We start from the raw sequence: 21,646 nt of genomic DNA, 5'->3' as shown, positions 1-21,646 counted from the left end.
ACAACTGTTAAACCGACAAGTGCAAAAAAAGACACTAGTAAAATCTGTCTCATTTAAACCTCTCCATCTTTCTCTATTTTCTTTTGATATGGCAATATTTTAGCAAGTCTAAATCACATGAGCAAGCAACATTTTATTACATTTTCACAATGCGATGATTCCTTTTAAAAGCGCTACAGAGCAACCTTTTTCCGCAATCTTTTCAACCTTTTTTCAAGCTCTTGTTTTAGACGTTCATTTGTTGTTTCGTCTATATAACTATACGCTTTTTCGGCATGAAAAGTTGCATCTTTTATGTCTTTAAATTGATGTTCATAAAGCTTAGCAAGTTCAATTTGAGCTTGCATAATGAGGTTTCTTGTTCGTTTAATTCTCCCAAAATACCCTCGACTTTTTTCCCACTCTTTCTCACGTTTGGCCTGGATTCCTAAGGCAAACAGCGCCTTTTCTGCTTCCTCGTCCTCTCCATCGATTACTTCTTCATATTGACGTACTGCTCTTTCCTTTTCACCGAGCGCTTCGTACCATCTTGCTACTTCATACGATTCTGTAGACGTTCTATCAACATTTTGCAACAAATGTTTTGATAGATGAATGTATAACGTAATAAGCGACAAAATATCGTATTCATTATGCTGCATCACTTTCATAAGACCTTCAGTTTTTTTTGTTTCCACATAGTCAAAGTAAATCATTGGTGCTAAAAAACCCGGGATGTCATCATAACGCTCAATATTTAAAATTTCTTTCTCAACGTTAACAAGCTTGACAGATTCTAACTTACGCTTCCATAACCGTCTTGCAGCATGCAGTAAATCAAAGTGACCGAATGAAGGAAGCTTTGGCAGATGTTCACGAAGCAGAGTATGACGCGTTTTTACCATAGGCCAATCAAAGGATTTTCCATTGTACGTGACAAGGGCTTCATAGTTCACTTCCTGTAAAAAACTCTCATAAAAAGCAATTTCTCCACTTTGATCAGGTAAAACATGCTGACGAAAAACAACTCCATCTCGTTCCACCCGCGCATATCCGAGCAAAAAGATCGTTGTGCCCGCTCCAGTGCTCAATCCTGTTGTTTCCGTGTCAAAGAAAAAGAGTTCATTTGTACTATATCCTTTTGAGGATAACGGATGATGATAATCCGTTGCATTCCATCCTTCAATGACATGAGCAAGCTCCTTGAATGTGTATAAGCCATGTTTATAATCAAGCGGGTATTTTACTTCTCGAATTAAGCAAAATCCTTCTGTTCCCTTGTAAACAGTCGTATTAAAGTTTTCCCACTCGTCCAGATGTGGAATACTTTTTACAGGAGGACGCGATTTTGGTTTTTCTTTTCCTTCTTTAACATTCAAATGTGATTTCATTCGCGCCAGTTTATTTTTAAGTGACATTTTTTTCACTCCGATTAAGTAACCTTCTATAATAAATCAAGCAGCTTTAAGCTTCTTTCTTTAGCGTTTTGGGCATCAATTTCTGTTCCAATACAAGACGGACAGCCGTCTTCACATGGACATCTTACAATAAGATCCTTTGCTGCTTCTTTAATTTCAGCAAATCGCTTAAACACATTTTCACTAAGACCAATTCCACCTGGGTATCGATCATACAAAAAGACTGTTGGAAGCCCTGTATATGTTGCTTTAATTTGGGGAACAACATATATATCATTGCGATCACACATAACATGAATAGGTACAACGTGACGCAGGACATTTGAAATACCTGCTAAAATTTGCTCTAGTGCTTTTTCTTCAAATTCTCCTACATCTTTTAGCTCAAACCATGCTGAACTTGTATGAAGCTCTTCTTCCGGCAAGTGAATTGGCCCGGATCCAATATTTTCAAACGTCCTTAAGCGGATTTTCTTAAAAATCGTTGGCATTGCATTAACCGCTACTTCTCCATAGTGAACATTTGAATGCTTATTTTCCATGCTTTCGTCAATTTCAAGCACCTTTAAATTGACCGCTAAGTTTGCATCTGTAAAATACTCAACGTCAACTTCTCTCACGTATGCTTTCTTTTCTTCCCAATCAAGTTCTTCGACTTGATACTGAATACCTTGATGAAGATAAATAGCTTCTTTATGAAGAAGGGTCATAGCGCTAAAACGATCCATTTCCCCAATAATTTGCCGATTTCCTGTTTCAGAAATGTCCACAATCACAACATTTTCTTGTGATGCTGAACGAAGACTAATATTTGTAGCAGGGAAGGACTCATTAGCCCAGTACCATTTTTCTCCTGACTCGTAAAGTACTCTTTCCTCCACTAAAAACTCTAAAACGTCTTCAACCTCAACTCCACCAAAAACTTCTCCTTTTCTAAAGGGAAGTTCGTATGCTGCACATTTCAAATGATCAACTAAAATAACTAAGTTATCTGGATTAATGCGCGCAAATTCAGGTGAACGTTCAAAAAAATAGTCTGGATGCTGAATGACGTACTGATCCATTGGAGCAGAGCTTCCAACCATCACAATGAGCGCTTCCTCGTGCTTTCTCCCCGCTCTTCCTGCCTGCTGCCATGTACTTGCAACAGTTCCAGGATACCCTGTCATAACACAAACTTGAAGCTGACCGATATCTACACCAAGCTCAAGGGCATTTGTACTCACAACTCCCATAATGTCTCCTGTTCTTAAGCCTCTTTCAATTTCTCGGCGCTGTTTCGGTAAATAGCCTCCTCGATATCCTCTGATCGACTTTGGTCCAAGCTCACGTTTCACAAGCTCCTTTAAGTGACTTAAAATAATCTCAACTCGCACTCGACTTCTTGCAAACACAATTGTTTGAACATTATTTTTCAAGAAATCTTTGGCAAGTTCATTCACTTCAACTGTTGCACTTTTTCTTATATTAAGCGGCTTGTTCACAATGGGAGGATTGTAGAAAACAAAATGTTTTCTTCCTCTTGGCGCTCCGTTATTATCAATTAACGTCATCTTCTCTCCCGTGAGCCCTTCTCCGAGCTCAAGCGGGTTGGCAATTGTTGCAGATGTACATATAAAGAGCGGATAACTTCCATAAAAGTTGCAAATTCTTTTTAATCTTCGGATAACATTTGTAACATGACTGCCAAAAATACCTCGATATGTGTGAAGTTCATCAATTACTATATATTTTAGGTTCTCAAAAAGAGAGACCCATTTTGTATGATGAGGTAAAATAGCCGAATGAAGCATATCAGGATTTGTAATCACAATATGCCCTGCTTTTCGAACCGTTTGCCGTATTTGAGGAGATGTGTCACCGTCATACGTGTAACTTTTAATATCAATTCCCATCTCATCAATGATTTCATTAAGCTCACTTTTTTGATCTTGAGCAAGCGCCTTTGTCGGAAAAAGGTAGAGGGCTCGGTTTTCTTCGTTCTCAGCAATGGACTGCAAAACAGGTAAATTATAACACATCGTTTTCCCTGAAGCTGTTGGTGTGACAGCTACAATACTTTTCCCATCTTGAATTTCCTTATATGCTGTTGCTTGATGTGTATAAAGCTCTTCAACACCTCGTTTTTTCAGTGCTCTCTTAATGCGCTCATCAATACTTTCAGGGATTTTCACTGTTTTAGCTTCTTTTGGCTCAATTTCATGCCAATAGGCAATATTTTTATTCTCTCTTAATCTATCAATTAACTCTTTTAAAGATTTTTTATGCTTCATTTTTGTCACCTCTATTCTTTTTATTCTATCGAATGTTTGTTTCGGTTTCTATAAGAAATATTTCCTTTCACTTTAAATATAAAAGCATAAAATTCCGCTTTTCTTCATATTTAAATATACTTTCTTCTCATTTATGTTTTTTCACAAAATAAAGCGATGAACAAAATCTTTCTTTGTTCATCGCTCCTACTTCTATCTATATATTTTTCCTCTTCCTCATCTAAAATTTGCATAAGCTTTGGCATTACCCATTCAAACGCGATTTTCCCTTTATAGCGAGCTAATAAAGTTCCAAAATCAACTCCAATTGAATACTTCTCCTCATTTTCTCCCACCCTTTCAATATAAGAGATTTCTATGAATAAACTATAATATTTATACGTGCAAATATAGAAATTGTTATTTTTATGAGGATTTATTTTTATAAATCGGTTTTCTGTTTTCTTGTATGAACCATATAAAATGGTTATGATGTTAGTAAGATTGATGGAGGGATTACAATGCAACCAAAATATAAAACTGTAAAAGACGAAATTAAATCGTGGCTTATGAGTGATAAGTTTTCCCCGCATGATAAATTACCAACTGAAACACAGCTTATGGAAAAATTTCATGTAAGTCGACATACCATCCGCAGAGCGATTGGAGATTTAGAAGTAGAAAATTATCTATATCGCATTCAAGGTGGCGGAATGTATGTTTCAAATTGGCGAGAAAAACAGGAAACTCAAACGCTCACAAAAACAATCGCTGTGCTAACGACTCATATTGCTGACTATATTTTCCCAAGCATTATTGTTGGCATTGAAAAAGTTCTGTCAGAACATTCTTTTTCACTTTTACTTTCTAGTACACATCATGACATTTCATTAGAACGGAAAAGCTTAGAAAATTTACTCTCACATCCTATTGAGGGCATTATTGTAGAGCCAACTAAAAGCTCCTATCCTAGTCAAAACATTGGGTTTTATAAAAACTTAGAAAAAAGCAACATGCCTTGTGTTATGATTCACTCTACATATCAAGACACAAATTTCCCTTCTCTTACGATGGATGATACAAAAGGCGGGTATATGGCAACTGAGCATTTGCTATCACTTGGACATCGTAAAATCCTTGGAATTTTCAAAACGGATGATCACCAAGGGTTAAAACGGATGAATGGCTTTATTTCTGCTTATCAACAAAATCCTTCTCTATCCGTTCCAGGAGATTTTATTACATATGGAACAAACGAGGAAAAGAAAGAGTTACCCCAGCGTATTAAAGCAAGTTTAACAAATTCAAATCGCCCAACTGGTATTGTATGCTACAACGATCAAGTTGCTTTGACTGTGATGAGCATCGCTAAAGAACTAGGCCTGAGTATTCCAGAAGATTTATCAGTTGTTGGATATGACGACTCGCAGGTCGCAAATATTGTAGACGTTAAATTGACAACGATAAAGCATCCAAAAGAACAGATGGGAATTGACGCAGCAAATATGATTTTGAAACTTATTGAATCACCTCTTACAAAAAAAGTAGAATCAATTGTATACGAACCAGAGCTTGTCATAAGAGAATCAACAAAAGAAATAAGAGATTAAACATCTATTTTTTAATAGGTGTTTTTTTGTATGCATACTTTTTATCTATTGACATTTATACGTATAAATTATAGAATCAACTCCAAAGAAAGCGCTTTCTCTTTATTATTGTTAAGTATACAAAGGGGGAAGAACAATGGGAAATCAGCAAAGTGTAATGAAACATTCAGTCTGGTATATTGCTGTCATTTCAATGGCTGCCGGAATGGCTGGGCTTCTATATGGATATGACACAGCTGTTATTTCAGGAGCTATCGGTTTCTTGCAAGAGCTGTATGGTTTATCACCATTTATGGAAGGGTTCGTAATTTCAAGTATTATGGTTGGAGGTATTATTGGAGTTGGTATTTCTGGATATTTAGGCGATATTTTCGGACGTCGAAAAATCTTAATGGCAGCTGCCATAATCTTTTCTATCTCCTCGGTATTATCTGCCCTTGTTAATTCAGTCGAAATGCTTATTGCGGCCCGTATCTTTGGAGGTCTAGGAATTGGCTTAGCTTCTTCACTAGCTGTGACGTATATTACCGAATGTGCTCCTCCTGCTATCCGGGGGCGATTGTCATCCATGTATCAACTATTTACAGTACTCGGTATTTCTTCTACCTACTTTGTCAACTTAGCTGTAGCAAATGCTGGCACGCACAGTTGGGGCGTTGAAGCAGGATGGCGGTGGATGTTAGGATATGGAATGATTCCGTCTCTTCTCTTTTTCATTACTCTCCTTTTTGTTCCGGAAAGTCCTCGTTTCCTTATTAAAAAAGGAAAAGATCAAGAAGCTCTTTCTATTTTGCGTCGGATTAATGATAAGCAAACAGCAGACTTAGAAATGAAAGCGATTAAATCATCCATTACTACAGAAACAAATTCTTCTATGCTAAGATTATTTCAACCAGGATTAAGAAAAGCACTTGGAGTAGGTATCTTTTTAGCGCTCTTCAACCAAGTAATTGGCATGAATGCAATTACTTATTACGGTCCTGAAATTTTTAAATCTGTTGGATTTGAAAACAACACAGAGTTTGTAGCAACAAGCCTTGTTGGCGTTGTGCAGCTCATCTCCACAATTGCCGCTGTCTTTTTAATTGACCGGGCAGGTCGAAAAAAATTGATGGCGATCGGTTCAAGTTTAATGGCCTTTTTCATGCTTTTAATTGGAGGCGTTTTCTTCTTTAACATTGCAGGTCCATGGCTTATTATCTTTATCATTGGATTTACAGCTGCATTTTGTATTTCAATGGGACCTATTCCTTGGATTATGATTCCTGAAATTTTCCCAAACCATTTAAGAGCAAGAGCTGTTGGATTAACGACGATGTTCTTGTGGGGAGCAAACTAGGCAATCGGGCAGTTTACCCCAATGCTCCTAAGCGGATTGGGAGGAGCAGATACTTTTTGGACGTTTGCTGTTATTAACGTTATATGCTTTATCTTTGTTATAATAATTGTACCGGAAACAAAAAATAAATCTCTTGAAGAAATTGAACAGTTTTGGACACCAAACAATAAGGATACTCGAAAACTATCAGTTTAAACGAATAGTGACTCTCTTTTTATAATAAAAAGGCCAAATGCTATATTAGCATTTGGCTTCTTTCATACTTGTATTTTATTTTGCTCCCATTCTTTTACAATGGAAAGAGAGTCTTTATAGTAATTTTTCACAACCTCAATATATCCTTCTTCCTTTACGGGTGTGAATGGATTTGGTCCAGGAGCGGTCATTTCCATAATCATTGGGCCCCTGTAGTTAATCTCGTGCAGCACTTCAATTTGTTCTTGAATATTAGCGTGTCCTTGGCCAATACTTTGGCGGTTTGAATCCCCAATATGATACACACCTAAATGTTGTCCAACCTCTTTTAGCGCTTGAGCCGGGTTTTCCTCTTCAATGTTCATATGATATGAATCAAGGAGAACTTTCAAATTAGGGCTTTTCACATCTTCAATCAGTTTTAACGCTTCTTGCCCTGTTCGCACTTGATGATTTTCATATCTGTTTAATACTTCAAATACGACTTCAATATGAAGGTTCTCTGCTTTTTGCAATATCTCTTTAGAGCTTTCAACAAGCCGTGCCCAATCTTTTTGTTCGTCTCCGCATCCAACAATTTTTCCAACATCTCCATGCAAACAAATTCGCTTTGCTCCAAGCTCATCTGCCCATAAAAGGAGGTCTAAAAAATACTCAACCGCTTTTTTGCGAACGCTTTCATTATCACTTGAGATATCTACATTGTTTGGCGTAATAGACAGGATTTTCAAATCATATTTAGAAAGGGTTGTTAATATTTCTCTAGGGTCTTGACTAATGTCTCCTTCCACTTCTACCCCATTTACTCCAACTTCACTTGCTAGACGACACTTTTCTTCAAAAGGAACATTTCCAAATGTCCATAAACATATTCCATAGTCTCTTTTCATAGTGGCCTCCTATATGTGAGAATTTTTCATTTTACTTTCGAATAGATACCGCGACTTCTCTAGAACGAATCGTTTTCTTTGATGAGATTTCAGCTTCAATTTCTTCAAGCGTTTTTCCTTTTGTTTCAGGAACAAATTTATAGACGAACAGAAAGGCAAAGATACCGATCGCGCCGTACGTAAGGAAAAGCGAACCTGAGCCAAAAGCATTTAATAAAACAGGGAATGAAAGGGATACAGCAATGTTTGCTAACCAAAGCGTCGTACTTGCTAATCCGATTGCGGTACCCCGTATTCTCAGTGGGAAAATCTCTGCAAGTACAACCCAGACAACCATTCCCCAACTTGCTGAATACGCTACCATAAATAAGCATAAGCATGTTAATAAAAGCCAGCCAGGTGCTGTAAAGAACAGCGTGCTAATCCCAAGCACAACAAGAGCAATTGACATTCCTACATTCCCGATTAACATGAGCATTCTTCTACCAATCTTATCAATTAGCACTAAACCAATAATCGTAAATAGTAAGTTTACAATGCCGATTCCAATTGTCCCAGCAATAGCGCTTGAAGCTCCAAAACCTGCATTTTCTAAAATAGTTGGGGTGTAATAGATAATAGTGTTCGTACCAATTACTTGTTGAAAGATTGCGACCCCAATTCCAATGAACAAAATCGGTCTGACAGATGGAGCAAACAGAGCAGAGAAAGGCACTTTTTCCGCTGTTTTTACTTCTTGAATACTTTTAATTTCTTCTTCAACAAGCTTTGCATCACGCGTTAAAAGCAAAACTTTTCGCGCGTCTCCTTCTCGGTCTTGTTTTAATAACCAGCGTGGACTCTCCGGCATAAAAAACATCCCGACCATCAGTAAAACAGAAGGTACGACAGCTAAAAGCAGCATCCAATCCCATCTTCCCCCAGTAGCAAAAGCAAAATTGACGATATAAGCCATAAGAATACCTAATGCATTCATTAGCGTGTTTAGTGAGGCAACTCTTCCGCGTATTGCTGCAGGTGCCATTTCTGAAAGATAAAGCGGTACAAGAGCAGAAGCTCCTCCAACAGGAACACCAAGGAAAATCCGAAATAAAACAAGGACTTCAACATTTGGTGCTAATCCTGTTCCAATTGCTCCAATTGTAAATAGAACACCTAACAATATGATTGTTTTCTTTCGGCCAATCTTGTCAGCTATAGGTCCACAAAGAGCGGCACCAATTAAAGCACCAATTAAAACACCGCTCACAACTAGTCCTTCCATAAAAGGAGTTAATCCTAAATCTTCTCTAATAAATAATAGCGCTCCAGATATAACGCCTGTATCGTATCCAAAAAGCAACCCACCTAAAGCTCCAAAAAAATAAATGACGCTAATATATGCCTTTTTAGATTTCATAACGCCCTCCAACACAACTGTAGTTTTTATATCCATCTTTGCGAAAGGCTTGCTTTTATACTGCGCTCTTTTATTTCCTACATTGTGAAGTTGACTCTCTTATAACGAGCTTTGGTGATAGCGTTACTCGTTGTTTCACATCGCTTTTTTGCTCAATCTCACTTATAAGAAGTTCAATGACTTTTTCGCCCATCTCTTTCTTTGGCTGTTCAATTGTTGTAAGCTGTGGATCGCTAATTTTAGCAAGTATGCTATTATCAAAACCAATAACAGAAAGTTCATGCGGAACGGAAATATTTAAAGAACGAGCAGCTTGCAAAACTCCGAGAGCAAGAATCTCGGTTGAAACGAAAATAGCAGTTGGTCTTTCTGAAACATCTTTCAGCAGTTTTAAGCTTGCTTTTTTACTTTCATGGAGATTATGCGGACAGTAGACAATATCTTTATCATTAAAGGTAAGATTTGAAAGTCGAAGACCTTCTTTAAATCCTTCTGCCCGCTGTTTAATAGAAGGAACATCAACATCCTCGGCAATCATGGCCATCCTTTTATGTCCAAGGTCTGCAAGATGAATAGCTGCTTCATATCCACCTTGAAAGTCATCAACCACAACCGTATGAAGCGGAAGATAAGGAACATCACGAGAAAGCATGGCAACAGGCATATTGCTATCAACAAGCTCTTTTATCGCTTTGCTGTTTTTTAATCCTGTTGCAATAATAAGCCCATCAACGTATTTTTGACGAAGCATGGAAATATATTGATCTTCTCTCGTTGAATCATTATCTGTACTGCAAATAATAACGTTAAATCCCCTTTTCCTTCCGCTGTCCTCCACGGCTCTTGCTACCTCAGCCATAAAGGGGTTTGCTACATCTGGGATTAATAATCCAATTGTTTTAATTGCTTTTTTTACAGATGAAACGACACTTGGCTGATACTGAAGTTCTTCGATTATGTTACGAATTCTTTTTTTTGTTTTCTCACTAATATTTCCTGTTCCATTTAATACTTTTGAAACAGTTGAAATCGAAACGTTCGCTTTTTTGGCTACATCGTATATTGTCGCTTTCATGGAAAACCACCTCTACTGTTGTTTACCATAAGTATAAGCGAACTTCGATTTCCTAAAAAGCTCTTCTATGTTTTTTCTTATACAAGATTTGAAACAGTGTGCTCGATTTGAATTGGTTTCTTATGCACAACAGATTCAATGCAAGCTCGTGCAATAAGAAGAGCCATTCTTGCTTCTTCTCCTCCAACTTCTGTTTTTTCATTATTTTGAACAGCATTTACAAAAGAGGCTAATTCTTCTACATAAGCATCATATAATAGATGCTGATCATAGCGAAGTGTATTATAACTTACTCCATCTTTGTTATAACGCGTCATATTAGATTCTCGAATACTTCCAATTGTCATCATCCCTTTTGAACCGAACGCTTCTGCTCTTACATCATATCCGTATACAGCTTGGAAATTGGCTTCTGCGGTAGCGATTGCTCCATTATCATATTTAATTGTCACAACAGCTGTATCTAGGAAACCTCTTTCCTTAAAGTCCGGTCTAACTAAAGCATCTGCTACAGCATATACTTCTACAGGAAGAGCTCCTGGATTTAGATAGTTTAAAACATCAAAGTCATGAATAAGCGTTTCTAAGAATATTGTCCACTCTGGAACAGGAGCTGGATCCGCTAATACTGGGTCTCTTGTTAAAGAACGTAAAAGCTGCGGCGTCCCAAGATCTCCTTGTAAAATCTCATGATGTGCACTCCTAAAATCTTTTGAAAATCTGCGATTAAATCCTACTTGCAGAGGAACGTTGTACTCATTAACTGTTTGAATAACCCGATCCGCCTCTTCAATCGTGACAGCCATTGGCTTTTCGCAAAACACAGCTTTTCCATTTTGCGCTGCTCTAATAATATTTTCAGCATGCGTTCTGGCTGGCGAAGCAATCACAACTCCATCAATATCGGGATCTTTAAACATATCTGATGGATTATCATACTCTTTAGCTGACGAACCTAGTGTATGAATTAATTTTTCAGCAGCACCACTCACAGGGTCTGCTACAGCATATAATTCTGCTCCAAAAAGTCGCTTCTCTATTGTTTCTGCATGAAAAGCTCCCATTCTTCCTGCACCAACTAGACCAATTCTAAGTTTCTTCATCTTCAACACCCCTATGTTTGTTCTATTCTAATTAACTATCCTTTTTAGGAAAGTTCTTTCCCTATGAACCAATTGTAAGCATTTTCATAAGTGAGGTCAACATCTTTTTTTATTATTCAGAAAAATAAACAAAGGACAAAGCAGAGAAAAGCTTCAGTCCTTTGTTTATGATAAAGAAGGGTTCACATAAATTCTCAGTTTTTCCCCTTCAATAGAATAGCCATCTTTCATATAGGTCCATCCATATTTTTCATAATAGTCTTCAAGCTCTGTTGACAAGTAGAGGTCATAAAATCCTTTCTCTTTTGCTTTTTGACTTCCATGTGTTAAAAGGCGCTGACCTAAGCCATTTCCTCTCCATTCTTTTTTCACATAAAGACAAGAGAACCAAGGCATTAAATCTTGCCGACTGATGAAATCTGTTCGTAGTAAAGCATAAGAAGCAATAATTTCATTTCCGTTCACCATAATGTAAAAACGGGGTAACTCTTCATTTGTATAACAAGAATGAAACATACAATCTTTATAAAAATGCTGATTAGCTTCTGTACCCCAAGCATTCCAAAAGAATTCTACTGCATGATTGAAAAGCTCCATTTTCTCTTTCAATTCATAAATCCTCATCTTTCCCGCTCCTTTTCTGCTTATCTTTCTTCTCATTATAAACAACAGACTTCTGTATGAGTCGAGAGTAAAATGCATTCCTGACAGAAATATTTACGAAAACGCATGAACGTAAAGAACATGGAGATATTAGAGAAAGAGGAGGTGCTAATATATGACAAATCCATATCTTTGCCCAAGCTGCAAAACAAATCGCACTCGTTTTAACCTTATTTCTCAAGTTGCTCAATCTGTAAAAATGGATCCGCAGTCTGGAGAAATTACAAATGAATATGATGATAGCAATCGAGATGCATTCCATTTAGCTTATAAAGGACCAGAACGAAAAGTTCAGTGTGGGACTTGTGGGCTTGTGGAAGAAGAACAAACATTTATTAATCATGCCAAATTGAATCGCTAAAAGACTCAAGAACATCTTGAGTCTTTTTATTTACCTTTCTTATTTAATGCACTTCTTTTCTTTTACTCGTATAATAACAAGAAAATGCATTATTTTTATAAAGCAAAGGAGGGCTTTTTTCTCATGAATTCTGCTGAACAAAGCTTCATAAAGTTAACATCAGATCTCGCTCATATTATGCAGACTAAAGAGTATGAACATCGTGACATTATCTTTTTATGTATAGGATCAGATCGATCCATTGGTGACTCTTTAGGTCCTTTAGTTGGAACAATGCTCAAAGAAAAAAAAGTTCCCTTTGAAGTTTATGGTACATTAGAGACCCCTATTCATGCGTTTAATTTAGAAGATACGTTAAAAATAATCACCAAAAGATTCAAGAAATCTCTAATCATCAGTATTGATGCTTCTTTAGGAGATGAGGATCATGTTGGGGCTGCTTTTCTAAAAAAAGGGCCTGTTGTTCCTGGAAAAGCCTTAAAGAAACTTCTTCCCAAAACAGGTGATTTTCATATCACAGGCGTTGTGAACTATGTTGATCCCCTCCCTTCTACTCAATTCCTCAACGATACACGTCTTTATATAGTAAGAAATCTTGCTCTAGCTATTTCAGAAGCCGTATATCAAGCTTCATTAGAAAATGTTCAGCATTTATGAAAAAAAGCGGTTGTATAACCTCTACTAGTTATACAACCGCTTTTTTATATAATAGCTCCTGTAATAATTGAAATTACGATCATTACTAGTGAACAAATAAGAGCCCATCCAAAAGCAAACTTTTGAATCTCACCAAGATCTTTTTTTACCATTCCGACGAGCAAGAGTGTTGAAGCAACAAGAGGGCTTAAAAAGTGAATAGGCTGACCTAACACAGAGGCTCGTGCAATTTCAACAGCTGTCGCTCCATAACTTGTTCCTGCTTCAGCTAAAATAGGCAAAACCCCAAAATAGTAAGCATCGTTAGATAAAATAAAGGTAAAAGGCATACTTGTTAAAGCCACAACAATGGGAAAAAACGATCCTAGTGATTCAGGGATAATAGCGACTAGAGAATTAGCTATAGCATCTACCATTTTTGTACCAGAAAAAATCCCTGTAAAGATACCAGCAGCGAATACAAGCGTAACAACCGTAATTGCATTTCCTGCATGAGCAATAATCCTCTCTCTCTGTTGCTCTATATTTGGATAATTAATAACAGATGCTACGACAAAACCAATTAGAAACAATACTGGGATTGGAATTAAGCCCATGATTAGAATAACCATAACAGTGATAGTTAAAATCAAATTCAGCCATCTTAAATTTGGTCGCTTCAAGTTATCTTGTGCAATAGAAGTGACGGCAGCTTCACTAATAGCGCTTTTCATCTCTGAAGCTTCCTTTATTGTGATAACTCCAAGGCGCTTTCGCTCTTTTCTTCCAAGCATATAAGCCGTAAAAATAATACACATCATTCCTGCTAACATTGTGGGAATAATACCGATAAAAAACTCATTTGCATCCAAATTAAGAGAAGCAATTGCCCTTGTAGCAGGTCCTCCCCACGGTGTCATTCCGCTCATAATACTAACGGAAAGTAATGAAACGGTAGCCAAGATTAAAGGATTTATTCCAAGTCTTAAATATAGCGGTAGCATAGCAGAAATGGTAATCATATGAGTTGTCGTACCATCTCCATCCAATGCAACCGTCATAGCTATCACTGCACTTCCAACCGCAATTTTTACAGGATCACCCTTCACAATTTTGAGCATTGTTCGAATAAGTGGATCAAAAAGACCCGCATCTATCAAAATACCAAAAAAGAGAATTGCAAATAATAAAAGAGCTGCTGAAGGAGCTACGACTTTTAAACCGTCAAGCATCATCTCTCCAATTTGGGACCCAAATCCCCCTATCAAAGCAAAAACAATAGGGATGATGGTAAGCGCTGCTACTGGTGATAGACGTTTAGACATCATTAAGTACGTAAAAACAATAACCATTGATATTCCTAAAAATGTTAAAATGTTAATTCCCTCCCCTTATAAAAAAGAAATCGCTTACAAAATCTTAAGAGACAATGAAGCGAAGCATATAAAATTCCCCTTGTGATTATTTACAGATTAGTCTAAATATTTCAATGTGTAAAATATATTTTTTTGATAAAAATATTTTAAAAAAACTTATAATCCGAATTTAAAAGAAAAAAGCACGCAATGCGTACTTTTATAGTTTCATCTTATTTATGAAATCAATAAACTGTTTTACAGCGGCAAGTTTTAATGAATCTTGATGGTACATAAGCCATGTATTACGAAGAACAGGTTCACCGTTTTTATAAGAAAGACCATATGTATAAAGATTATCAGAAGGCTGCATGCAAATCTCCGGAAGAATAGAAACACCTAAATCATTTTTCACCATCTCTTTGCATGTTTCTTGCCGGTCCGTTTCCATTGTGACACGAGGAGGCGTTGAGAATCGATCATTCCACCATCCTGTAATAAGATTTTTTAAAGAGCTATCTGTTTTATAGTTAATGAACGGGATCGTTGGTAATTCGTTTAAGTTTACTTCTCTTTTTGAAATTAAGCAAAGGCGCTCTCTGTGAAGAAGCGTCTTCATTCCATGCCAGCGATAATTTCCTCGTAAAATGCCAAGTTGCACAACCGAGGAATTTAAAAGATTCATAATCTCTGTGCTCCACCCTGTGTTTACGTTAAACTGAACAAGTGGAAACTGATTTGAGTACTGTTTTAAAATTTCCGGCAGTTTATATTGAGCAAAATTACTCGACGCTCCCAACCTTAGAGTGCCTCTAACCTCGTTTTTCATATTCAACATATAATCTTTTGTAAGCTGCAACTTTTTGATCATTTCCTCTGCGTAGCTAGCCAAGTGAATACCTTCTGAAGTAAATTCAATCCCCCCTTTAACTTTTAAAAATATAGAAGTGCCAAACTCATTTTCCAAGTTTTTAAGCCTGTACGTTAAAGCAGGCTGTGATACGTACAGGCGCTCTGCCGCTCTGCTTATATTTTTCTCTTCATACAGCGTTTTAATGGCTACCCAGTCCTTTTCATCCATTGTAATTCCTCCCTCATCTAGATTATAAAATTCTTTTATACTATTACTTTAAAAATATGTATTTTACTTATAATTAAACATATCATACTATATTTCTAAAGGAAGCGGTACCAAAGAAAATCCTATCATAAAGGTGGTTATCCTAATGAAAGTACCTGTAGCTCTAATGCGCGGTGGAACAAGCAAGGCCGTATTTTTCAACTATGATCATATGCCTTCAGATCATTCTCAATGGAAAGCTTTTCTGCTTGATATAATGGGAAGTCCTGATCAACGTCAAATTGATGGTCTTGGGGGTGGGAACTCTTTAACAAGTAAAGCTGCTATTATTCGTAAATCCACTTCTCCTCATATTGATGTTGAATATACATTTGGACAAGTGAGTTTAACAAATCAGACCGTTGATTTTAAAGGTAACTGCGGAAACATATCATCAGCAGTGGGCCCATATGCTATTGAGCAAGGACTCGTCCAAGCGATAGAACCAATTACAACAGTAAGAATTTTCAACACAAATACGAAAAAGCTTATTACGGCAGATGTTGAAGTTAAAAATGGACATGTAAAAACAGACGGAAGTTTTTCAATTCCAGGCGTACCTGGTACAGGTTCTCCTATCTATCTTTCTTTCACCAAAAGTGAAGGAGCTGTGACAGGAAAACTTTTTCCGACTGGAAATCCTAAAGACACAATAAAAGTGAAAGATAAAATCTTGCAGATCTCAATTGTAGATGTTGCAAATCCACTTGTATTTGTACGGGCTATGGACATCGGCTTAACTGGAACTGAATTACCTCATGAATACACATCTGAACAATTGGATCTATTTGAAAATATTCGTTCCATTGCTGCTGAACTGTGCGGTTTTTCGCCTAAAGAAAAGGCAACCGTAAAAACCCCAGCTGTTCCAAAGCTAACTCTCATTGCTCCACCTATGAACTATACGGATGTAACAGGTGTAAATAGAGAAGCAAAAAATATGAATCTTGTCATTCGAATGATGTCTATGCAAAAACCTCATCAAGCATTAGCGATTACAGGAGCTATTTGTTCTACAGCATCAGCTTTCTTAGAAGATACCATTGTTTCTGACATAGTAAAAGTGAATAATGCTATATTTCGTTTAGGTCACCCAGCAGGTATTATGGAAACAAAAGTTGATATTGAAGCAGGTCATATTCAAAGCATTAAAGTAGCTCGTACAGCTCGGAAGATTTTCGAAGGTTATGTTTATACAAAACAAAACTATGAGATATCTTACAATCTCGCCTAACTTTCTACATTTAAACTTCTAGTAATATTCTGTTGCTAAAAAGCCTTAACAACAATTAAGGCTTTTCTTTGCATATATCCCTCCTTTTTTACTTTTTTCGTATCTCCGCTAGCTTTTCTAACTCTATATTTCCTCTTCTTGATAAACTAATAACTTGATTTTTTTCTTCTTTGTTTAAGATCCTTTTAGCTAGGGCTTCTCCGATTCCACTTGATGTTCCTGTGATTATATAATATTTCATATTCTTCCTCTCTCTAAATCCATATATATCCATAACTTCATATTGAAAGTTTATCACAAAAAAGAAAGGGTAACGTTCTTTTATATACTAATTTTTACAGGACGGTGAATGAAATGAACGCAGAACAAACATTAATTTTTAAAGATAAAGAGTATTTAAGAGAGCAGATTTTTAATATTTTATCTTTTTATTATCCAAAATGTATCGATAAAAAGAACGGTGGGTATATTAACGGCTTTTTAAGAGATGGAACCATTATGGATGAGGAAACGAAACATCTTGTTGGTACTTCTCGTTTCATTTATATCTTTAGCCTTGGAGCCCTTTTGGACGGCCCTGCATGGTGCAAGAAAGCAGCTCATCATGGGCTCCAGTTTCTTGAGGATTATCATCGTGATAAAGAAAATAATGGTTATTTTTTCGAATTAGAAAACCAAGAAGTTGTAGATTCTTCAAAACAAGCCTACGGCCACGCCTTTGCATTGCTCGCCTCTTCTATTGCTCTTCAAGCGGGAATTCCTGGAGCCGGAGATGTTGTAAACAATCTTTTCTCTATTACAGAACAATATTTTTATGATTCGAAGTATGGGTATTATATGGAGGAATGGAATGAAGATTGGACAAAGTCTTCTTCATATAGAGGACAAAATGCCAACATGCATATGTGTGAAGCACTGTTAACAGCGTTTGAAGCAACAGGAGACGAAAAGTATATAAATAGAGCCTATCATCTTGCTAGACGTGTTACAGGAGAACTTGCTGAACAAACAGGCGGGATGATATGGGAACATTTCAAAGAAGATTGGACACCAGATTGGGAGTACAACAAGATGGATACAAAAGATGAATTTCGCCCATATGGGTTTGTACCAGGGCATCAAATAGAATGGAGCAAGCTGCTTCTTTGGCTAGATCGTCACAAATCAGAACCATGGATGCTTTCTCGTTCAAAAGAACTTTTTCTAACAGCTTGGAAAAGAGCTTGGGACCAAAGCTTTGGTGGAATGTATTATTCACTCTCCCCAGAAGGAACGGTTATTGATCATGACAAAAATTACTGGGTAATGGCAGAAATTATTGCAGCTTCTTCTCTCCTAGCAACCAAAACAGGAGAAGATTCATTTTGGGACTACTATAATGAAACATTCTCCTACTGTAATGAGCATTTTATTGATCATACTTATGGAGCTTGGTATCCACTGCTTAGCGAGCAAAACAAACCTTATAGTGAAGAAAAGAGTTCAGCACCTAAAACAGACTATCATCCAGCATCTGCTTGTTATCAAGTAATGCGCGCACTTTCATTTTTATAAAATTTCAAAGTGAAATAGAGAGGTTAGCTCAAGCTAATCTCTCTTTCGCATAGGAATAATTTTATAATCTATACAAGTAGAACACAAAAGACCGATAAACTCATCGGTCTCCCAATTCAGGGTGTTCACTTCATTTGAAGCGCTTTATTTGCTATTTTTAAATCATTGCTTAAAAGAGCATTTAAATCATACGAAGGATAGTATCCTTTTTTATACATATAGTTAAAGATTTGTTCATGCCCTTTAATAGCTTTTAAAAGATGATTTGTAAGTACGTTGCGTAAAGAAGGAGTAGCTGTTTCCGTAATAGCAATTGAATAGTTACGAACAGAAGTTTTTAACAGCCCTAATAAATCTCCTGCATAAAAACCAAGGTCATTTCGCAAATCTTCTTCTCGACCTGCTGGAGCCAAGGAATAAAACGGAATAAGCTCTTTAATATTGCCTTCAATATCAAGGATAGATTTTCGGTAAATTTCTCTTAGCTCTGGATCATTCACTTCTTTTATCATTTTCTTCAGCTTTATTAACCCATTGGATTGAAAAGCAACAAGCTCATGAATTTCAAGCGTCTCGTGCCATGCTAGTGTTCTGCGTTCTTCCGTCGACATGATGATGCCTCCTTTAATCTCGTTGTTCGTCAACCCATCTTATTCTGAAACGAAAAAATGGTTAATTGTCCTGATTAAATTCTTCATTCATAGAAAGCATGTTTATAAAATGTTTGGTGAATCTAAAAGGGTGAAAACCAATAAAAGAAAAGCTTTTTAAAAAAGGGAGGAATTCAAAATGAAAATGGCTGGAAATACTGTCCTCATTACAGGGGGAGGCTCAGGAATTGGGTTAGCCTTTGTCGAGCGCTTTTTAAAAAAAGGAAATAACGTTATTATTGTAGGACGTCGTGAAGAAAAACTTCAGGAAGCAAAAAGGAAATTTCCCGAACTGCATATAAAAGCATGTGATCTTTCTAAACAAGAAGAACGAATTTCTTTATTTGAATGGGTTACGTCCCACTTTCCAGATGTTAACGTATTAGTAAACAATGCCGGTATTCAGCAAAGAGTAAACCTGTTAAAAGCAACGGAGCATTGGGACTATTACAGTAAGGAAATCCACATTAATGTAGAAGGACTAATCCACCTTTCCCTGTTATTCATTCCTTACTTTTTAACTCGAACAGATGCATCAATCATTAACATTTCATCAGGATTAGCAATAAGACCTGGTGCATGGGTGCCTATTTATAGTGCTACAAAAGCAGCTGTTCACTCTTTTACAACTTCTCTCCGCCTTCAGCTCGAGAATACTCATATATCCGTTGTAGAAGTGTTCCCACCAGCTGTGAATACAGATTTAGGAGGGGTTGGGCTTCATACGTTTGGCGCTCCATTAAATTCTTTTGCTGACTCGATTTTTGAGCGCTTTGAAAAAGGAGACCTAGAAATTGGCTACGAAGATTCAGAAAAAAGGCTTCATGCGTCACGAGAGGAAAATGCAGAAGGAATGAAAAAATCATGGGAAGGATTTTTAAAAGGAAATCCTGACTTTTAACTTCCCCCCTCGCTTCGTATAAAGCGAGGGGGAAGTTCTATGATACAGGTGTTACAATATACTCCGCGTACTCTCTAGCACTTTTCTGAATTTCTTCTTTTGTTGCTCCGTACGTACCGTAAAAAAGATACGAAGGTAAAAAAGTGGTGCCAATTAAATTACTTGTTGCTTGAAACGGCTTCAACAGCTCGCTCATTGAATAATGATTAAGCCCTCCTGCTCTATACTTCTCTGCGCCACTTCCTGTTGTAACCGCTAAAATGAGCTCTTTTCCATGCAGAGCATTCCCATTTGATCCAAATGCCCATCCGTATGTAAGCACTTTATCTTGCCACTCTTTTAAAAGTGGAGGAGAGCTATACCAATAGAACGGAAATTGCCACACAATGCGGTCATGCGCTTCGCAAAGTTCTTGCTCTCTTTTTACATCGATCTCTTCTTTATATTCTTGATAAAGTTCATGAACCGTTATGTTATCATGCTTTTTCAGCTCTTCCATCCATGCTTTATTAACTGTTGATTGTTCAATTGCAGGATGAGCGATAATCACTAAAACCTTCATATAAAATCCCCCTTTTATTTTCTTGCTTCTATTTTAACAGCCTAGTTCATTTCAGCCTAATGATTACACTTTTGATTATGGACATGTTTTCGCCTTAGGTGAATATATTTAAAGAATAATCGATGTGCTATCCATCTTTGAAGGAGTGACAAACTGTGAAAGGAAATCACGATAACTATGCTTCTATTTTCTTTCAGCGCATTTTAAATACAATGATTTTCTTTTTGGGCATTATTCTTTCTTTGTTTCTTGTTAAAAAAACCATTTTTCTGATTCAAAGTCTTGCACTACACGACGACAAAACGTCTTACTACTATCTTGTTGAGGGCATTCTCGTTTACTTCCTTTACTTTGAATTTTTAAGTCTTGTTGTGAAATACTTTCAAAACAACAATCACTTTCCCCTCCGCTATTTTATTTACATTGCGGTCACAGCCATTGTTCGATTGATTATCGTTAATCATGAAGAACCAATGACAACTTTCGTCTATACGCTAGCCATTTTAACTCTTATTATTTCTCTTCTTCTTGCTAATCTGCGTTTTGTTCGTGATGACTAAAAAATCCTCGCATAAAAAACCATCATTTGACAAACCTACTTATAAAACATCCTTTTAGATTATGTGAAGGAGCGAAAATGATGGACGAATATCTTCATCTGCTTTTACGCACACCGTTTATGTTTGTCGTCATCCTAATCTTTTTTCGCTTAACAGGAAAAAAAGACCTAGGAGACGTTAGTGTTTTAGATGTTGGCATTACCCTTATGATTGCAGACTTAGCTGTATTAACCATCGAAAATCCTGAAAGCTCCATTTTCAAAGGGCTTCTTCCTATTATTTTACTAATTATTATTCAGTTTATCCTTTCTAAAATCACGCTTAAAAGTCAAAAAGCTCGAGCCATAATGGATGGGCGTCCTTCACTTGTTATTGAACACGGAAAATGTAATCAAAAGGTGATGCGTGACCTCGGCTATACGTTAGATGATTTATATCTTCAACTTCGTAGCAAAGATATTGCAGACATCTCAAAAGTAAGCTTTGCTCTTTTAGAACCAACGGGACATTTATCGGTTTTTCAGCACAAAGATGATTTCTCACTTCCGCTTATTCTAGACGGAAATATTCAAAGACAACATCTTCACCTGATCAATAAAGATGAAAAATGGTTAAAAGAAGAGTTAACAAAACTAGGAAACGAGAAAATTCAAGATATTTTTATTTGCAGTTATACAAATGAAGAATTTTATATTGAAATGCTTGATAATAAAGCAGCAATAGAGTAACAAAAGCTTTCTTTCCTTTCATAGAAGAGAAAGCTTTTTCTATATGCTACAATACATCTAAT

The 21,646-nt window shown here is 36.7% G+C and carries 21 protein-coding genes and 1 pseudogene; 9 read left to right on the top strand and 13 right to left on the bottom strand.

Annotated features, from left to right (window positions below; genetic code table 11):
* Positions 1 to 173: 173 nt before the first annotated feature.
* From BM012_RS05950 to BM012_RS05940, 3 genes are all read right to left on the bottom strand, one after another.
* On the bottom strand, positions 174 to 1,397 hold the full coding sequence (locus BM012_RS05950) for a ribonuclease H-like domain-containing protein (protein ID WP_061803656.1): 1,224 nt from the start codon (positions 1,395 to 1,397) through the stop codon (positions 174 to 176).
* A gap of 26 nt (positions 1,398 to 1,423) precedes the next feature.
* On the bottom strand, positions 1,424 to 3,670 hold the full coding sequence (locus BM012_RS05945; protein WP_061803655.1) for a DEAD/DEAH box helicase: 2,247 nt from the start codon (positions 3,668 to 3,670) through the stop codon (positions 1,424 to 1,426).
* Positions 3,671 to 3,801: 131 nt separating this feature from the next.
* Positions 3,802 to 4,005, bottom strand: a complete 204-nt coding sequence (locus BM012_RS05940) for a hypothetical protein (RefSeq protein ID WP_061803654.1) — start codon at positions 4,003 to 4,005, stop codon at positions 3,802 to 3,804.
* Between the two features lie 165 nt (positions 4,006 to 4,170).
* On the opposite strand from BM012_RS05940, the gene BM012_RS05935 reads away from it, so the two are divergent.
* Entirely contained in the window at positions 4,171 to 5,259 is a 1,089-nt protein-coding gene (locus BM012_RS05935) for a GntR family transcriptional regulator (protein WP_061803653.1), read from the top strand.
* 136 nt (positions 5,260 to 5,395) lie between these two features.
* Positions 5,396 to 6,793 (top strand): annotated as a pseudogene (locus BM012_RS05930) (sugar porter family MFS transporter).
* A 62-nt stretch (positions 6,794 to 6,855) separates the two neighbouring features.
* Here the strand turns inward: BM012_RS05930 and BM012_RS05925 are convergent.
* The 5 genes from BM012_RS05925 to BM012_RS05905 all read right to left on the bottom strand — a co-directional run bounded on the left by BM012_RS05925 (position 6,856) and on the right by BM012_RS05905 (position 11,884).
* A complete protein-coding gene (locus tag BM012_RS05925; protein ID WP_061803651.1) occupies positions 6,856 to 7,683 on the bottom strand; it encodes a sugar phosphate isomerase/epimerase family protein in 828 nt (275 codons plus the stop codon).
* 31 nt (positions 7,684 to 7,714) lie between these two features.
* Positions 7,715 to 9,118: a sugar porter family MFS transporter gene (locus tag BM012_RS05920; protein WP_074842786.1), complete on the bottom strand. Its 1,404-nt coding sequence runs from the start codon at positions 9,116 to 9,118 to the stop codon at positions 7,715 to 7,717.
* A gap of 34 nt (positions 9,119 to 9,152) precedes the next feature.
* Positions 9,153 to 10,157, bottom strand: a complete 1,005-nt coding sequence (locus BM012_RS05915; RefSeq protein WP_061803649.1) for a LacI family DNA-binding transcriptional regulator — start codon at positions 10,155 to 10,157, stop codon at positions 9,153 to 9,155.
* A 77-nt stretch (positions 10,158 to 10,234) separates the two neighbouring features.
* The gene (locus tag BM012_RS05910; protein WP_061803648.1) at positions 10,235 to 11,260 is read right to left on the bottom strand and encodes a Gfo/Idh/MocA family oxidoreductase; all 1,026 of its coding nucleotides are present in this window, start codon (positions 11,258 to 11,260) and stop codon (positions 10,235 to 10,237) included.
* A gap of 165 nt (positions 11,261 to 11,425) precedes the next feature.
* Positions 11,426 to 11,884 carry a GNAT family N-acetyltransferase gene (locus tag BM012_RS05905; protein ID WP_061803647.1) on the bottom strand — a complete coding sequence of 153 codons (459 nt, stop codon included), beginning with the start codon at positions 11,882 to 11,884 and terminating at the stop codon, positions 11,426 to 11,428.
* A 154-nt stretch (positions 11,885 to 12,038) separates the two neighbouring features.
* On the opposite strand from BM012_RS05905, the gene BM012_RS05900 reads away from it, so the two are divergent.
* Complete coding sequence (locus tag BM012_RS05900; protein WP_019393115.1) at positions 12,039 to 12,284, top strand: hypothetical protein; 246 nt, start codon at positions 12,039 to 12,041, stop codon at positions 12,282 to 12,284.
* 123 nt (positions 12,285 to 12,407) lie between these two features.
* Positions 12,408 to 12,941 (top strand): spore protease YyaC, encoded by a 534-nt coding sequence (gene yyaC, locus BM012_RS05895; protein ID WP_061803646.1) that lies wholly within the window; start codon positions 12,408 to 12,410, stop codon positions 12,939 to 12,941.
* A gap of 44 nt (positions 12,942 to 12,985) precedes the next feature.
* Here the strand turns inward: yyaC and BM012_RS05890 are convergent, their stop codons facing one another.
* Both BM012_RS05890 and BM012_RS05885 read right to left on the bottom strand, forming a co-directional pair.
* On the bottom strand, positions 12,986 to 14,296 hold the full coding sequence (locus BM012_RS05890) for a CitMHS family transporter (protein ID WP_061803645.1): 1,311 nt from the start codon (positions 14,294 to 14,296) through the stop codon (positions 12,986 to 12,988).
* Between the two features lie 199 nt (positions 14,297 to 14,495).
* A complete protein-coding gene (locus BM012_RS05885; protein ID WP_061803644.1) occupies positions 14,496 to 15,356 on the bottom strand; it encodes a LysR family transcriptional regulator in 861 nt (286 codons plus the stop codon).
* Between the two features lie 145 nt (positions 15,357 to 15,501).
* On the opposite strand from BM012_RS05885, the gene BM012_RS05880 reads away from it, so the two are divergent.
* Positions 15,502 to 16,629 (top strand): 2-methylaconitate cis-trans isomerase PrpF family protein, encoded by a 1,128-nt coding sequence (locus tag BM012_RS05880; RefSeq protein WP_061803643.1) that lies wholly within the window; start codon positions 15,502 to 15,504, stop codon positions 16,627 to 16,629.
* A gap of 88 nt (positions 16,630 to 16,717) precedes the next feature.
* Here the strand turns inward: BM012_RS05880 and BM012_RS26300 are convergent, their stop codons facing one another.
* Positions 16,718 to 16,870, bottom strand: coding sequence for a hypothetical protein (locus BM012_RS26300; protein WP_161939293.1), 153 nt, complete (start codon positions 16,868 to 16,870; stop codon positions 16,718 to 16,720).
* Positions 16,871 to 16,983: 113 nt separating this feature from the next.
* Here BM012_RS26300 and BM012_RS05875 point away from each other — a divergent pair, with 113 nt between their 5' ends.
* The gene (locus tag BM012_RS05875) at positions 16,984 to 18,183 is read left to right on the top strand and encodes an AGE family epimerase/isomerase (RefSeq protein WP_061803642.1); all 1,200 of its coding nucleotides are present in this window, start codon (positions 16,984 to 16,986) and stop codon (positions 18,181 to 18,183) included.
* A gap of 125 nt (positions 18,184 to 18,308) precedes the next feature.
* Here BM012_RS05875 and BM012_RS05870 read toward each other — a convergent pair whose 3' ends face one another.
* Positions 18,309 to 18,794, bottom strand: coding sequence for a spore coat protein (locus BM012_RS05870; RefSeq protein WP_061803641.1), 486 nt, complete (start codon positions 18,792 to 18,794; stop codon positions 18,309 to 18,311).
* 178 nt (positions 18,795 to 18,972) lie between these two features.
* Here BM012_RS05870 and BM012_RS05865 point away from each other — a divergent pair, with 178 nt between their 5' ends.
* Positions 18,973 to 19,734: an SDR family oxidoreductase gene (locus BM012_RS05865; RefSeq protein ID WP_061803640.1), complete on the top strand. Its 762-nt coding sequence runs from the start codon at positions 18,973 to 18,975 to the stop codon at positions 19,732 to 19,734.
* Positions 19,735 to 19,771: 37 nt separating this feature from the next.
* Here the strand turns inward: BM012_RS05865 and BM012_RS05860 are convergent, their stop codons facing one another.
* A complete protein-coding gene (locus BM012_RS05860; protein ID WP_061803639.1) occupies positions 19,772 to 20,296 on the bottom strand; it encodes an NAD(P)H-dependent oxidoreductase in 525 nt (174 codons plus the stop codon).
* Positions 20,297 to 20,451: 155 nt separating this feature from the next.
* On the opposite strand from BM012_RS05860, the gene psiE reads away from it, so the two are divergent.
* Both psiE and BM012_RS05850 read left to right on the top strand, forming a co-directional pair.
* Positions 20,452 to 20,856 carry a phosphate-starvation-inducible protein PsiE gene (gene psiE / locus BM012_RS05855; protein WP_061803638.1) on the top strand — a complete coding sequence of 135 codons (405 nt, stop codon included), beginning with the start codon at positions 20,452 to 20,454 and terminating at the stop codon, positions 20,854 to 20,856.
* An 80-nt stretch (positions 20,857 to 20,936) separates the two neighbouring features.
* On the top strand, positions 20,937 to 21,584 hold the full coding sequence (locus BM012_RS05850) for a DUF421 domain-containing protein (protein ID WP_061803637.1): 648 nt from the start codon (positions 20,937 to 20,939) through the stop codon (positions 21,582 to 21,584).
* Positions 21,585 to 21,646: the final 62 nt, after the last annotated feature.

It is taken from the genome of Priestia endophytica DSM 13796, from assembly GCF_900115845.1.
Taxonomy (GTDB): domain Bacteria; phylum Bacillota; class Bacilli; order Bacillales; family Bacillaceae_H; genus Bacillus_I; species Bacillus_I endophytica.
The sequence above is the reverse complement of the archived record's forward strand: the minus strand, read 5'-3'. Positions and strand labels throughout refer to the sequence as shown.

What these genes read in the sequence shown, in the direction of transcription:
- BM012_RS05950 (WP_061803656.1), bottom strand. Translation starts at nt 1,397, where the DNA reads ATGTCACTTAAAAATAAACTGGCGCGAATGAAATCACATTTGAATGTT.
- BM012_RS05945 (WP_061803655.1), bottom strand. Translation starts at nt 3,670, where the DNA reads ATGAAGCATAAAAAATCTTTAAAAGAGTTAATTGATAGATTAAGAGAG.
- BM012_RS05935 (WP_061803653.1), top strand. Translation starts at nt 4,171, where the DNA reads ATGCAACCAAAATATAAAACTGTAAAAGACGAAATTAAATCGTGGCTT.
- BM012_RS05925 (WP_061803651.1), bottom strand. Translation starts at nt 7,683, where the DNA reads ATGAAAAGAGACTATGGAATATGTTTATGGACATTTGGAAATGTTCCT.
- BM012_RS05920 (WP_074842786.1), bottom strand. Translation starts at nt 9,118, where the DNA reads ATGGATATAAAAACTACAGTTGTGTTGGAGGGCGTTATGAAATCTAAA.
- BM012_RS05915 (WP_061803649.1), bottom strand. Translation starts at nt 10,157, where the DNA reads ATGAAAGCGACAATATACGATGTAGCCAAAAAAGCGAACGTTTCGATT.
- BM012_RS05910 (WP_061803648.1), bottom strand. Translation starts at nt 11,260, where the DNA reads ATGAAGAAACTTAGAATTGGTCTAGTTGGTGCAGGAAGAATGGGAGCT.
- BM012_RS05905 (WP_061803647.1), bottom strand. Translation starts at nt 11,884, where the DNA reads ATGAGGATTTATGAATTGAAAGAGAAAATGGAGCTTTTCAATCATGCA.
- BM012_RS05900 (WP_019393115.1), top strand. Translation starts at nt 12,039, where the DNA reads ATGACAAATCCATATCTTTGCCCAAGCTGCAAAACAAATCGCACTCGT.
- yyaC (WP_061803646.1), top strand. Translation starts at nt 12,408, where the DNA reads ATGAATTCTGCTGAACAAAGCTTCATAAAGTTAACATCAGATCTCGCT.
- BM012_RS05885 (WP_061803644.1), bottom strand. Translation starts at nt 15,356, where the DNA reads ATGGATGAAAAGGACTGGGTAGCCATTAAAACGCTGTATGAAGAGAAA.
- BM012_RS05880 (WP_061803643.1), top strand. Translation starts at nt 15,502, where the DNA reads ATGAAAGTACCTGTAGCTCTAATGCGCGGTGGAACAAGCAAGGCCGTA.
- BM012_RS26300 (WP_161939293.1), bottom strand. Translation starts at nt 16,870, where the DNA reads ATGAAATATTATATAATCACAGGAACATCAAGTGGAATCGGAGAAGCC.
- BM012_RS05875 (WP_061803642.1), top strand. Translation starts at nt 16,984, where the DNA reads ATGAACGCAGAACAAACATTAATTTTTAAAGATAAAGAGTATTTAAGA.
- BM012_RS05870 (WP_061803641.1), bottom strand. Translation starts at nt 18,794, where the DNA reads ATGTCGACGGAAGAACGCAGAACACTAGCATGGCACGAGACGCTTGAA.
- BM012_RS05865 (WP_061803640.1), top strand. Translation starts at nt 18,973, where the DNA reads ATGAAAATGGCTGGAAATACTGTCCTCATTACAGGGGGAGGCTCAGGA.
- BM012_RS05860 (WP_061803639.1), bottom strand. Translation starts at nt 20,296, where the DNA reads ATGAAGGTTTTAGTGATTATCGCTCATCCTGCAATTGAACAATCAACA.
- BM012_RS05850 (WP_061803637.1), top strand. Translation starts at nt 20,937, where the DNA reads ATGGACGAATATCTTCATCTGCTTTTACGCACACCGTTTATGTTTGTC.